The organism is Nostoc sp. (genome assembly GCF_036917155.1).
Taxonomy (GTDB): domain Bacteria; phylum Cyanobacteriota; class Cyanobacteriia; order Cyanobacteriales; family Nostocaceae; genus Nostoc.
Genome location: NZ_JBALDZ010000225.1, coordinates 72153 through 86530 on the forward strand (window position 1 = coordinate 72153; position 14378 = coordinate 86530).

General features: G+C 42.8%; 6 protein-coding genes and 1 pseudogene. 6 read left to right on the forward strand and 1 reads right to left on the reverse strand.

From position 1 onward, the window contains the following. The first annotated feature begins 220 nt into the window (after positions 1 to 220). From V7K67_RS30040 to V7K67_RS30050, 3 genes are all read left to right on the forward strand, one after another. Complete coding sequence (locus V7K67_RS30040; protein WP_334733607.1) at positions 221 to 5110, forward strand: CHAT domain-containing protein; 4890 nt, start codon at positions 221 to 223, stop codon at positions 5108 to 5110. Positions 5111 to 5342: 232 nt separating this feature from the next. Beyond that, positions 5343 to 5822 carry a YbjN domain-containing protein gene (locus V7K67_RS30045; RefSeq protein WP_334710279.1) on the forward strand — a complete coding sequence of 160 codons (480 nt, stop codon included), beginning with the start codon at positions 5343 to 5345 and terminating at the stop codon, positions 5820 to 5822. 907 nt (positions 5823 to 6729) lie between these two features. Continuing rightward, entirely contained in the window at positions 6730 to 7080 is a 351-nt protein-coding gene (locus tag V7K67_RS30050; RefSeq protein WP_334710278.1) for a hypothetical protein, read from the forward strand. Positions 7081 to 7232: 152 nt separating this feature from the next. Here V7K67_RS30050 and V7K67_RS30055 read toward each other — a convergent pair. Beyond that, positions 7233 to 7463 (reverse strand): annotated as a pseudogene (locus V7K67_RS30055) (cyanophycin synthetase); the annotation flags it as partial. 326 nt (positions 7464 to 7789) lie between these two features. Here V7K67_RS30055 and V7K67_RS30060 point away from each other — a divergent pair. The 3 genes from V7K67_RS30060 (at position 7790) to V7K67_RS30070 (ending at position 14105) form a co-directional block, all read left to right on the forward strand. Beyond that, positions 7790 to 8026, forward strand: a complete 237-nt coding sequence (locus V7K67_RS30060) for a hypothetical protein (RefSeq protein ID WP_334711485.1) — start codon at positions 7790 to 7792, stop codon at positions 8024 to 8026. A gap of 896 nt (positions 8027 to 8922) precedes the next feature. Next, positions 8923 to 13140, forward strand: coding sequence for a PAS domain S-box protein (locus V7K67_RS30065; protein WP_334733608.1), 4218 nt, complete (start codon positions 8923 to 8925; stop codon positions 13138 to 13140). Beyond that, positions 13137 to 14105 (forward strand): PleD family two-component system response regulator, encoded by a 969-nt coding sequence (locus V7K67_RS30070; protein WP_334733609.1) that lies wholly within the window; start codon positions 13137 to 13139, stop codon positions 14103 to 14105. Before V7K67_RS30065 ends, V7K67_RS30070 begins: the two co-directional genes overlap by 4 nt. The last annotated feature ends 273 nt before the right edge of the window (positions 14106 to 14378 follow it).

Sequence of the window (14378 nt, forward strand, 5' to 3'; positions counted from 1 at the left end):
TGTGGATTCATACCGCAACCAAATCTTAAAAGAATTTTTTCCAGTACCCAGTACCCAGTACCCAGTACCCAATCCCCACGATAAGTATTTCAATATCATATTTTTGACATTCATATTTCAGAAGATTTGTAACTAAAACTATAATTAACAGCGATTTATTCTAAGTGATAGTCCCTAGCATTATATTGTGGTAACAGGTAAAAAACTTGGGAATACTTCGATGTCGCCACTGATCTCCATTGTCATCGTCAATTACAACCGCGAGTCTTACCTTCAAGAAGCGATCGCCAGCGTCTTAAAGCAGACATGGCAAGACTTTGAGCTACTAATTTGGGATGATGGCTCTACAGATAGATCAGTGGCAATTGCTCACAGATATGCTCAACAAGATGGGCGAGTGCGGGTAGTTCAAGCACACCATCAGGGAGTTGCTGCGGCTTGCAAGGCGGCGATTAGCCAAACTAGCGGCAATTACGTTGGGATCGTAGACAGTGATGATATCCTAGCTCCTACCGCTCTTGCTCAAACCGCTACAGTTCTCAACCAGCACCCAGAAACAGGATTTGTTTATACCGACTACTTAAATATTGATCGAGATGGCAAAGTTATCGGCTATGGTGATCGTTGTGACATTCCCTACTCTCCAGAAGGTCTGTTGGTAAACTTCATGACTTTCCATTTCCGCCTCATGCGCCGTTCGGTTTACGATCGCGTGGGAGGTGTAAATGCATCTTTTAGTGGTAGTGCTTATGATTACGAACTGTGTCTAAGACTTTCAGAAATAACCCAGGTACGCCAAATCAAACAGCCTCTCTACTTGTATCGAAATCATTCTCAAAGCATCTCTGTTACTAGACAAAAAGAACAAATACTCTGGTCTAAGCGAGCGATCGCTCAAGCACTCTGGCGGCGCGGATTAGCAGATAAGTTACAAATCGATGTAGAATTACCCACAAGTCGCTTCATATTGCGCCGCAAAAAATCTCTACTGCCCAGCATTGCCGCTTCAGTGCTAGTTATTGCCTCGCTGGTAAGTCCCAGATTAGCCCAAGCACAACAAATAGTTCCTGCTGCTGATGGGACAAACACAATTGTTACACCCAACGGCAATCGATTTGATATTACTGGCGGTACAACTTCTAGGGATGGCGCAAATCTTTTTCACAGCTTTCAACAATTTGGGATTTCACCAGAACAAATTGCTAACTTTCAAGCTAGTCCGGCGTTGCAAAATATCCTTGGTCGAATTACAGGCGGGAATACCTCGGTTATTAATGGCTTAATTCAAGTAACAGGTGGCAATCCTAACCTTTTTTTGATGAATCCAGCCGGATTTATTTTTGGAGCAAACGCCAGTTTAAATGTGCCTGGTGCTTTCACGGTGACAACAGCTAATGGCATTGGTTTTGGCAGCAGTTGGTTCAATGCAATTGGTGTAAATAACTACAGCAATTTAGTTGGAAACCCCAACGGATTTGCCTTTAGTACGAACCAGCCGGGGGCGATCGCCAATGCTGGAAATTTGGCAGTAGGTGCTGGGCAGAATTTGAATTTATTGGGCGGTACTGTAGTTAATACCGGGCAACTTTCAGCACCAGGAGGGCAGATTTCTATCACATCCGTACCAGGGGAAAATTGGGTGCGTCTTAGTCAACCAGGAAATCTGTTAAGTCTAGAAATTCAGCCCCTCGCCTCTAGTAGCAGCCAACCCAATAACTGGACAATTCCCATTGCATCTTTACCCGAATTGCTCACAGTCGGAAACACAGGGTTAACTGCTAATCCTGATGGGACTGTGCAACTAACAGGCTCTAATATCAAAATTCCCACAACTCCAGGGACAACCATTGTTTCTGGTAAAGTAGATGTATCGAGTCAAACAGGCGGTACGGTAACTGCTTTGGGCAAACGAGTCGCGGTAGTTGATGCCAATATTAACGCCTCTGGAAACAATGGCGGCGGTACTGTGCTAATTGGTGGTGATTACCAAGGTAAGGGGACTTTACCGAACGCAGATCAGACTTATGTTGACTCCAACTCCGTCATTAATGCTGATAGTAATTTGAATGGAAACGGCGGACGGGTAATTGTTTGGGGTAATGACACAACCCAATATTTTGGTAACATCTCGGCTCGTGGAGGAGCAAATGCCGGCAATGGTGGTTTTGTAGAAGTATCAGGCAAAGATTCCTTGACCTTCAGAGGTTTAGTAGATACTTCAGCCGCCAATGGCAGCTTTGGGACTTTATTAATAGACCCCAGCACATTGACCATTATCGATGGTGCAGCAGGGACAGGTAATTTTGATGCCACAGCAGGCAATATTGCCTTTAGCGATGCAGATATTGGGGCTAATACCGTTTCTTGGGGTGCGATCGCCGCTTCGGGTGCAAATATCAACTTACAAGCCACAGGGAATATTACCATCAATGACGTTACCGGAGCTACACCTGGAGTCACGACCGCCGCTGGTGTCGCTACATTAAACTTGGGTAATGGTGGTAGCTTCAGCCTCAGTTCACAAACTGGTTCTGTAAACTTTGTTGACACTACCAACACAATTGCTACAACCGGAGGAGCAATAAATATTTCTGGAGCCAGCCTATCACTAGGAAAGTTAGATACAAGTAATGGTGGTGGAACTAGTGGCAACGTGAATTTATCGGCGATCGGCGGCATCACAGTAGGTAACATTATTACCACTGGTGGGGGCTACTCTGGCGGGAATGTAAACTTGTCTGCGGGTGGCAACATTATTACACAAAGGATTGACTCCTCTTCCAATGGTGCTGGTGGCTTAGGTACGGGTGGTAGTGTAGTAGCAACAACGACAAATGGCAGTATCACCACTGGGGCAATTAACTCTTTTGTAGTCAAGGAAGGAGGTGGCAATTTTATCGGCAGAGCTGGTGCAGTCACCTTAACTGCCACAGATAATATTACTGTGAATGACGCTATTGATGCCTCAGCCAGCGCCACCGGAGTGGATGGGACTGGAAAGGTTGCAGCTGGAGACGTGACTTTACAGACTACTAACACTGCTGGCAGCAATATTCGTTTTACCCGCATCAACACTCAGGCCACAGCCGACGACTTTGTTGAGGGTAACACCGTTCAAGGTGGCAAGGTGCAAGTGCTAACTAATGGCCTAATTCAAGGAATAGGGACGGGTGACACCATCGCAACTGGTGGGTTTTTTACTGGTGAAGGAGGTACTAACGTTCAACCTTTAGCGGGAGGTACTGTCAGCATTCGACATGATGGTGGCCCAAACAATGTGGATTTTATCGTCGGTAATGCTGGTGTCAATGGCACAGCCGGGGCAATTAATACGGGAGCAACTTCAATCACCGCTTTAAATAACTTTCCAGTTTTGCCTAATGGCGGAGATGCTACAGGTACTCCAACCGGCATCACCATTACTTCCGTCAACACCCCGCCTACACTGACAACAAACTCACCCCTCTCATCCAATGCTCAAGCCAATCAAACCTTGAGCTTCACATTTACTGCCAGCACTAGCGATATCAATCTAGATAACACCACCGTTGTCATTGATGCCATCCAAGCAGGAACCTTGAGACGAGGCAATACGGTTTTAGCTGCGGGAGACACATTAACTATAGGTGAGACATTAAATTACACACCACCAACTGATACCATAGGGCTAGTCAATGCATTCAGCGTCAGAGCTAGTGATCGCGTTTCATCCTCAGCACCTGTACAGGTAGAAATCAACGTCACGCCAAACATCTGCACTGTAATGTGCAGTCCAGTTAAACCCATTGACCCTGGCCCCAATAATCCTAAGATTGATAACCCCGTTCTGAATACCGATCGCACCCCCGAAGGTGATTTCACAGATGATTTTGCCAACCATTTAGGCATACCCACTCCTCAAATCAAAACACTGGATGATGCCAAAGATATTGCTCGCAAAATTGAAGAAGCTACTGGTGCTAAACCTGCATTTATCTACACCAGTTTTGTTCCTGTGGAGATTCAACCAACGGTAAATTTTGGCAAAGCTCAAAAATTTACTAAACAGTTAAATACCATAGCAGAACAGGATACTGACCAACTTGAACTAGTGGTAGTCACTGGAAAAGGTGATCCTATCCGCAAGCGCATCCCAGAAACGACCAGAGCCAAAGTTCTCCAAGTAGCTCAGGAATTTCGTGACCAAATCGTTAGTCCACAAAACCGTCGCCGCACTGGTTATTTGCGTTCATCTCAACAACTTTATCGCTGGATTATTGCACCACTAGAGGCAGATTTACAGGCAAGAGGAATCAACAATCTGGTCTTTTTACCAGACATCGGGTTACGTTCAACCCCTATGGCAGCACTTCATGATGGTAAGGGGTTTCTGGTAGAAAAATACAGCATTGGCTTGATGCCTAGTCTTAGCTTGACTAACACCCTTTATAAAGACATTAGAAAATCTCAAATTTTAGCGTTGGGGGTTTCTCAGAGTACACAAGGACAAGAGCCTTTACCAGCAGTTCCCCTGGAGTTATCAACATTGGTGTCTAAACTCTGGCAGGGCAAATTATTGTTAGACAAGCAAGCCACCTTAGAAAATCTCAAAACCATCCGCCGCCAACAACCTTTTGGAATTATTCATATAGCAACCCATGCCGATTTTGCTACTGGCGCTTTGAGTAATTCCTATATTCAACTGTGGGAAGACAAGTTACGCTTGAATCAACTACGACAGTTGCGGTTCAATGAACCCGAAGTTGAAATGCTGGTGCTGAGTGCTTGTAGAACAGCTTTGGGTGATGAAGAATCCGAACTAGGATTTGCGGGTTTAGCAGTGCTGGCAGGTGTGAAAACTAGTGTTGCTAGTCTTTGGTCGGTTAATGATGCTGGGACAGCAGCGCTGATGACGAAATTTTATGAGAACTTAAAAACAGCCCCGATTAAGGCAGAAGCCCTCAGAGAGGCTCAGGTAGCTATGGCCAAAGGGCAGATTTACGTAAAGGATGGACAAGTACAAGGTTTGGGAGTAGTCGGGAACTTGCCTTTACCTGCTGACAGTGCTGATGAATCCCTTACGCATCCTTATTACTGGGCTGGATTCACAATGGTTGGTAATCCTTGGTGAAGATGGGAATAGGGAGTAATCGCTTGCGATCGCTTCATCCAGGCAACTATGATCATTACAAAAATTAGCGATCGCTTTCTGCTGATATAGCAGTGACTCTAGTTTCCTTACCGTCACACCCACCCAAATCCTGCTTCCAGACAATATTTACCATTTGCCGCATTCTTTTTTCAAATTGGTATTATCAAGTATGTGTAGATAAAATAGCGAGTATGTTGAGAAAAAAATCTGTATGACAAGCTACCCAGAAACCCTAACTAGTAACGAATCCATTAATGGGCTAATCACTGAGACAACCAGCATTAACCATGTGGATGTAATTGAAAATGTCATCGACTCTTTGGAACAAGATGGTAGTGCGATGGTTAGCCACACTCCAGAAGGTGGTTATCTCTGGAAGTTTAAGTACGGAAGTGTAGAAGTCTTTGTCCAACTCAATGGCACAACCGATGAAGACACCATAACGGTTTGGTCTACAGTGCTAAATTTACCTGCTAAAGATGAACCTAGATTGCTGCGTTATCTTTTGGAGTTGAACTGCTCTAGCACTTTTGAAGCACGTTTCGGTATTATTGAAAATCGCGTAGTTGTAATATCGACACGCACCTTAGCAGAATTAGCTCCTGGCGAAGTATCTCGGCTAATTACCATTGTGGCAACGATCGCTGATAATAACGATGAAGCTTTACAGTCTGAATTCGGTGCGAATTAAGGAATTTTGGATTTTAGATTTTAGATTTGGTTATTGCTACATCTGATGCCGATTTGTTTGCTTAAGTATTTGGTGCAGAATCTTTGACCAACATGCACATCGAGCGCGCCTCATGCCATGAATGCACCAAGTTTCGCTTTGAGTTTGCTGATTATGCAGCAAAGGCTGTATACGATACTTTGAACTGTAGGTAATTATCTCAAAAACTTTTTCTGTATACCAATTAAAAAGCGCCTGGGAGTGTTGCCGTGTTTCCACCCGAGACGCTTTTTATTTTTAACTTGCTCCTCACACAACTAAATCGTATCACTGCTTCAATCAAAAGGCGAGTATGGTGAGTGACACTTTCAGAACTGCACCACCAATTTACAGCGCTTTTCAAGTTATATCTTGGGAGTACCTTGTTCGCGTTAGCATCTCGCAGACAAAATAGGGACTTCCGCAAAACATTAAATAATTATTAAAAATATATACATTCCCTTAATTAATGCCTGAAACTCTTTAATAATCAATCAAATTTCTAAATAAATATTAGCACTCAACGTTCGCCAGTGCTAATTTATGACCGAAAACGACTCATATACAGAGCAACTAAATTTATTTATGGGGATCAATAATGCAAGAATTTTGTTAGCGCAGCGTTAGCGAATCTTCGTACCCTTACAGGGAAGCAAGCTACGCGCAGCGTCTCGTAGAGAGCGTCCTGCTTGAATTTTGAATTCGGAGCGTACCCCTTTGGGGATATTGCTACGCGCAGCGTCTCGTAGAAAAGCGACGTGACTGAGGTTTAATGCCGATGATCTAAACCAAACCTAAACTTTTTCTAGATGCTTTAGTTCCTTTCCAGACGTGATTTTAGAAAAAACTAAATCTTCCCTACAAATAGTTTAAAACTGGGAGTACTGGCATGAAATACACTTTTGATATTGTAGGAGTCTCTCCACTTTTGCAGTTTTTTAATCATCAACAGCAAAGTGGGCAACAATCACCCCACCAAGGTGTGGAATACTTGGGGATGCATACGTGTACACTAGATACATTTCTAGAATCGGTGGAATCAGTTCCAGCAAAGTGGGGTTGGAATCTAGATCAAGTGGTAGATACCGTAATTCAATTTTGGTTGAACAACTCAGATAGTATTCGTTATTGGAAAGTACGTTTAAGTGATGCTGGTAAAGATAATTTACTAGTCACAAGATTAGCAGACATAACCGCCTTACAAGCTGAGTTTGAATCCTTACTAGATAAGGAGTTATGAAGAGATAGCTAAAGCAGAGTAGAAGTTATATCAAGTCCGGCTAATTAGTTGTAATTCCCGAATCTATGCAGAAAGCCCAAAAGCCCCTCTCCTCTGCTGCCTTAATGATAAGTCTTTAACTGGACATGATATGACTCCGCCTCAAATCAAAATCAATGCTTTTCTCTATTATTCTCGTTTTCCAGTACTTTGAGAACTTTGAGATATAAATCTTCTACTCTTTTCGTCTGAACTTCACCAAATGAAGCATAGTGAGTTAAGCTAGGAGCGCCATTTACTTCAATGAGCGTGTAATCTAGCATTGGTGACGTTAGATCGTTAGTGAGAATGTCCACACCTGCTAATCTCAATTCCATATCTTTTGTAATACTTAGTGAGCTTTTAATAGTCTTTTTTAAGACATTGATGTTTGTTTGACCACTGATGCGGACTTTACTTATGTGTAGGCATATAAATCATGCAAACCCAATAATTGCCAAACTATTTGCTTGAGCATTTTTGTGTCCTGGAAACAATTACAGATTAAGGATTTGAGATTCATAACTATCTGAAAATCTCAACTTAATTGGTCTAAAATATAGCGCTAAGTGTTGACAATTTATTAATAATCGAATAACAAGGTGGCAGCAGCATTAAAAAAAGCGTTAGTGCATTCCTACCTAGAAACTAATTAACGCCCTTCATTAAACTTCATACGGATAACATAATTATGCCAGAAAATACGGATAACAAGGCTTCCAAATCAGACAATCAGGCTATTGCTTATAAAGAACGCCTCAATTCTTGGGCGATCGCTCGTCTACTTCCTAATACACAACAGGAAATTGTTGCTCGCTTCCGCACCCGTTCTGATGCTGATGGCTATATGCGACACCTCCCTCAGGAAATACCAAATGCTTCCTATATGGTTGTTTTTGATTGTCAACGCCAAGAAGCTGTAATTTAAAAAACAAGTATAGGAATAGACCTATCTTGAAAATAGGGAACAGCTTACAGGTGACAATAACCCAATACGCTTGGGTTAAGGCTAAAAACTAAAACTGGTGTAGTAGCGCGGCAAGCTTAAAACATTGGGTTCAAAAAATCTAGAAAGTCCCAAATAGAACTATTCTTATGATTACTCAACCCAACAAATTAAGCTTGCTGGGCTAGTAGGTTGGGTTGAAGAACAAAACCCAACATTATCACGGTTTTGTTGGGTAACGCTTAAGCTCAACCCAACCTACTATTTTTCTTAACTGAACGGTATTGAACTATAGGAATCATATTTGATTTTTTCAGAAATCAAATATGATTCCTATATAACTATAAATTATTAAGTTTTTCTGCCGAGATTATATACAAATATTTTACTTAAAAAAATTCCGTAATTGCCCCCTTGCCATTGATATTTTAGATTACTTAGAAGTAAAAGTTAGTGCATTCAGAAGGAAGGAGGCAAAACGTATGGAGGCAGAAGTAACCCACGCTTTTAAATGTGGGATTGAAGCAAGACTGGAAGCTTTGTATCAAGACGCATAGTAAGAGATACAATTCTTCTTTTTAAACTGGGTAATGGCCCAGAAATCATTTATAATTCTTTCCTCTTGCAAGAATTGCCCGACGTTCTCTACGAGACTTTGCGTGTCGCAGACAAGCCTCTCGAAAGCGAGTGCGTCTCCCCGAATCCCAAAGGGAGAGGCTAGCGCCTTCTCTACGAGACGCTCCGCGAACGCGAAGCGTCTCGTAGAGAAGGCAGAAGAGAAGGCTTTAGGCTGTGCTATCTATCTGATAAGCCCTAAAAGTGCTGGAGGGTTAATAAATGAAATGGTCAAACAGCACTGATATGAGTGGTTCAAAGCTGTGAAATTTTTCCGCAAACAAGAATTACTAGCGCTGTTGCTGGGGATTTTCTTCTTAATCTCTGTAATCCTACTCTGGCAGAGACTTTTAATCCAAACTCCGGGGTTATTCATACAAGTAGTATTGATAATATCAGGTTTGTTTATTGTTATCACTCTGATATTATCAATCTATTTAACCTTGATGATGAAAGCAAGTAACCAACAGATAAAAGCAATAAATCAGGAATTAACTCATCGGATTCTTGAACAGAAACAGACAGAAATTGCCCTCCGCACCAGTGAAAATCGTTTGCGACAGCTGTTGGAAACTGTCAAAGTCATCCCTTGGGAATTAGACTTGAAGACTTGGCGATTTACTTACGTTGGGCCGCAAGCGGTAGACTTGCTAAATTATCCGATCGCAGAGTGGTACGAAGAAAATTTTTGGGTTAATCATCTGCATCCACATGACAAGCAAAAGTCTGTTTATTTTCGCCAAGAAGCAACTGCTAGGTGCGAAAATCACGAATTAGAATACCGAATGTTAGCAGCCGGTGGGCGAGTTATTTGGCTACGAGACATTGTTAGTGTAGTTGAAGAAGCAGGAACTCCTACCATGCTGAGGGGGTTTATGTTTGACATTACTGATTTAAAGATGGTTGAAGAAACCTTGAGACTGAGGGAAAGGGCGCTTGCTGCTACCAGTAATGGAATTATTATTGCCGATGCTAGACTCGCTTACAATCCAGTTATTTACGTCAACCACGCCTTTGAGCAAATAACAGGCTACAGTGCGACTGAGGTGATTGGGCAAAACTGTCGATTTTTGCAACGCACAGATACCCAGCAACCAGCACTCAATGAATTGCGCTCATCCCTTCAAGCTGGAACGAGTTGTAAAGTGGTTCTCCGCAACTATCGCAAAGATGGTACTTTGTTTTGGAATGAATTGAGTATTTCTCCGATCTATGACGAAAATACCAAGTTAAGCCACTTTATTGGGATTCAGACAGATGTTAGCGATGTCTACGAGGAGCTGCGCTTACGCAAGCTTGCCGAAGCGAGTCTACATCGGCAAGCCCTTACCTTTGAAAACATGCATGATAGTGTAATTATCACAGATTTAATCGGCAATATTATTGACTGGAATCCTGCTGCCGAAACCATGTATGGCTATAGCAAAGCAGAGGTTTTAGCTAAAACTCCCAGTATTTTGCAACAGCCAGAAGTAGCCCCAACATTAAGTAGCAAAATTCTCGAAACAATCAACCAGCAGGGACGCTGGTCGGGGGAAATACACTTTATTCGTAAAGATGGTAGTGAGGGAATTTCTGAAACAACCGTAGTTTCCTTACAGGATGAACAGGGGAAAACTATCGCCACTGTTAGCATCAATCACGACATTACCGAAAACAAACGGGCTAAAGAGGCGCTGCAAAGGCAATTGCATCGCACTCTACTACTTGAACAAATTACTCAGGAAATTCGTCAAAGTCTTGATACTAGCAAAATTTTTGAGACGGCTGCTACCCAAATTGGACAAGCCTTTGAAGTTGAACGCTGTCTGATTCATTCTTATATTAGTTACCCCACACCCCGAATTCCATTCGTGGCAGAGTATAATATACTCCCCGATCGCTGCAATATGTTGAAATCGGAAGTTTCCCTGACTGATAATCCCTATGCAGAGCAGATGATGGCACAAGAAAGTGCGATCGCTTCTTGTGATGTGTATGTTGATCCTTTACTCCAGGAGGCTGAAGCCATCTGCCGAAAAATTGGGCTGAAGTCTATGCTATCAATCCGCACATCCTATCAAGGAGAACCTAATGGTGCGATCGTTTTACATCAGTGCAGCTATTTTCGCCAGTGGACACAAGACGAAATCGAATTACTAGAAGCAGTGGCAGCTCAACTAGGTATTGCTCTAGCACAAGCTCAATTACTGGAACAAGAAACGCGCCGACGTGAAGAACTTACCTTGAAAAACTTTGCCTTGGAGCAGGCAAAACGTCACGCAGAAGCCGCAAATCGGGCAAAAAGTGAGTTTTTGGCGATGATGAGCCACGAAATTCGGACTCCAATGAATGCTGTTATTGCCATGACAGGTTTACTGCTGGATACTGACCTCACGCCTCAACAGCAAGACTTTGTGGAAACAGTCCACAGTAGCGGAGATGCTTTGCTCACCATCATCAACGACATTTTAGATTTCTCGAAAATTGAGTCGGGCAAACTGGAATTAGAAGAACAGCCTTTTGATTTAAGGGCTTGTGTGGAGCAGGCTATTTCCCTTGTCGCTCTAAAAGCTGCCCAAAAGGATATCGAATTAGTTTACCTGATCCAGCCCCAAGTTCCAACTCAGATTATCGGCGACATGACTCGTCTACGCCAAGTCTTGATGAATCTTCTCAACAATGCCATTAAATTTACTGAACACGGAGAAGTGCTACTCTCTGTGGGACTGGGGATCGGGGATCGGAGATTCAGGATCAGGAGTAATAGGGATTTGGATCAAGAAACTTCTTCCCAATCCTTAGTCCTCAATCTCCAATTCCCAATCCCCAGTACCCAATCCCCAATCCCCAGTCCCAAATCCTCCATACCTATTGAAAAAGAGCAATTTCTCTACGAAATTCAATTTGCTATTAAAGATACAGGTATTGGCATCGCACCAAATAAAATAGAGCGATTATTTCAACCTTTCACTCAGGCTGATGTCTCCATGACTAGACGGTATGGCGGCACAGGGCTGGGATTGGTAATCAGCAAGCGGCTGAGTAAGATGATGGGTGGCACTCTTTGGGTAGAAAGCCAGGGATTTGTCGGTGGCAATCCTAGCCCTAGATGGAAAAATGGAAAATTATTATCATCTCCTGACTCTTCCCAAGGTTCAACATTTTACTTCACTATTACTGCCAAAGTAGCTGCTCAGTCAGAACAACCTGAATTCAGCACTCCGCCAGTGCAGCTTGCATCCAAGCGAATCTTGATTGTGGATGACAATCTGACCAACCGCCAAATTCTTAGCTTGCAAGCAGAGTCTTGGAAGATGGAAACTTATGCTGCCAAATCTGCGAAAGAAGCTTTAGCTGAACTGGCTCAGGGAACACAGTTTGATATTGCCATTTTAGATATGCAGATGCCGGAAATGGATGGCATAACCCTAGCTCGTCAAATCCGTAAGCAATCTGGTTGTCAAAATCTGCCTTTGATGATTATGACTTCTTTGGGTAAAGTAGAAACTCCCCCTGATTTTAATGATATCCAGTTTGCTGCCTCTTTGAGTAAACCCATCAAACAGTCTCAGTTCTACGATGTTATTACCCGTATTTTGGGAAATCAGCCGATCCCAGCTAGTATTTCTCATTTTCCCCTGGTTGATCGGCATTTGGCCCATCGACTGCCACTGCGGATTCTTTTGGCAGAGGATACGGTTGTCAATCAGAAAGTTGCCCTACTGATGCTACAAAAAATAGGTTATGGAGCAGATGTCGTCACCAACGGGCTAGAAGCGATCGCAGCTTTGCAAAAACAGCCTTATGACGTAGTGTTGATGGATGTCAACATGCCAAAAATGGATGGGTTAGAAACAACTCGGAGAATCTGTCAAGAATGGGGAGTGGGTTTTCGTCCTTATATCATTGCCATAACTGCTAATGCAATGCAGGGCGATCGCCAAGTTTGTCTTGCTGCTGGTATGGATGACTACCTTAGCAAACCAATTCAGCTTCCAGAGTTAGCTCAGGCTCTCAGCAAATGTCAACCTCAAAGAAGTTCTGAATTCACTTCTATCGACAAACAAGGGAAAGTGATTTGGCCAGAATTGCAACCTTTGCCAAATATTTTACAGTCAGGGCAAAATCAGAGATTAAAAAGTGCCAATAATATTGATGCCAAAATCCTCCAATCCTTGCGGAATATGGTCAGAGGAGATCGTTTGGTATTTGCTCAACTAATTGAGTGTTATCTTACAGAAACACCGAGATTAGTGGAAGATATAAGCACAGCTATTACAAGCCAAGATGCTGAAACTGTATGGAAGACAGCCCACCAACTAAAGTCTAGCAGTGCTTCTGTTGGAGCGATCGCCTTGGCGCAGCTTTGCAAGCTGTTAGAAACACAGGGACGCAGTAGTAAATTAGAAAACAGCCTAGAATTATTTTCACAACTATATCAGGAATATGAACAAGTTAAAACTGCCTTAGAAAAAGAACTTGCGAAGGAAGCACCATGAAAGCCACTGCTCAAGAAAGCCAATCTTTAGTTCTAATTGTTGATGATGAACCTTTTATTCGCCTGATACTGCGGCATTTCTTGGAGCGGGAAGGCTATCAAATAGCGGAAGCTCAAAATGGTATAGAGGCTTTAACTGTTTTTAAGCAACTGCACCCTGATATAGTACTACTTGATGCCATAATGCCGGATCTGGATGGGTTCGAGTGTTGCACTCAGTTACAACTTCTAGATTATAGCAAGCACACTCCAGTTTTAATGATTACAGGACTTGAGGATCAAGAGTCAGTTGACCGTGCATTTGCAGTGGGAGCAATGGATTATGTTACCAAACCGATTCACTGGCCAGTTTTGCGACAACGGGTAAAACGCTTGATTGAGCAATCTCAGTTACAGCAAAAACTGGAAGCCGTGAATATGGAATTGCAGAGATTAGTTACTATCGATGGATTAACTCAAGTAGCTAATCGCCGACGGTTTGAAGAGTATTTTAACCAAGAATGGCAGCGCCTAAAACGCGAACAACATCTGCTCTCCTTGATTCTTTGCGATGTTGATTTCTTCAAATTATATAATGATACTTATGGTCATCGGGTAGGCGATCGCTGTCTTCAAGAAATCGCTCAAGCCATCAAAGACATTATTAAACGTCCTGGAGATTTAGTTGCCCGTTATGGCGGGGAAGAGTTTGCTGTAGTTTTACCTAACACAGACACCGAGGGGGCAACTCATGTTGCGGACAGAATTTGTCATGCTGTCCGAACACTAGCAATTCCTCATAAAAATTCCCAAGTTAGTCCTCATGTAACCATTAGCGTTGGGTTTACGACGGAAATTCCTCAGGCCGATTCTGACTTAGAAGAAATGATTGCCGCAGCGGATCGGGCGTTGTATCAAGCAAAGGCAGCAGGACGCGATCGCTTTGTGCAAAATATTCTACTACCCAGAAGTAAAAATTCCTGCTAGTACGCAAACTTCACACATTCCAGCCTGTTTTTAATGTATTGGTTGGTATTAGCATCTGCTTATTCTATGCCTTGAAAATGCAAACCTACCTTTAAACCATTCATCCAAGAAGGATCGATTAGATGATCGTGTTGCAGCTGACCCACAACAATAGCCGAATGAATACCGATACGTTCTGCAAAATCTAATCACATCAGTTTTAGATTTAAGCTCCGCTAATTTCCCTTCATACTCAGATGGGATCAAAAATTCCCGTGACCATTGATCTGCTTC

Excerpts from the sequence above, each read along its gene's own strand:
- V7K67_RS30040 (WP_334733607.1), top strand. The coding sequence starts at position 221 with ATGTCGCCACTGATCTCCATTGTCATCGTCAATTACAACCGCGAGTCT.
- V7K67_RS30045 (WP_334710279.1), top strand. The coding sequence starts at position 5,343 with ATGACAAGCTACCCAGAAACCCTAACTAGTAACGAATCCATTAATGGG.
- V7K67_RS30050 (WP_334710278.1), top strand. The coding sequence starts at position 6,730 with ATGAAATACACTTTTGATATTGTAGGAGTCTCTCCACTTTTGCAGTTT.
- V7K67_RS30060 (WP_334711485.1), top strand. The coding sequence starts at position 7,790 with ATGCCAGAAAATACGGATAACAAGGCTTCCAAATCAGACAATCAGGCT.
- V7K67_RS30070 (WP_334733609.1), top strand. The coding sequence starts at position 13,137 with ATGAAAGCCACTGCTCAAGAAAGCCAATCTTTAGTTCTAATTGTTGAT.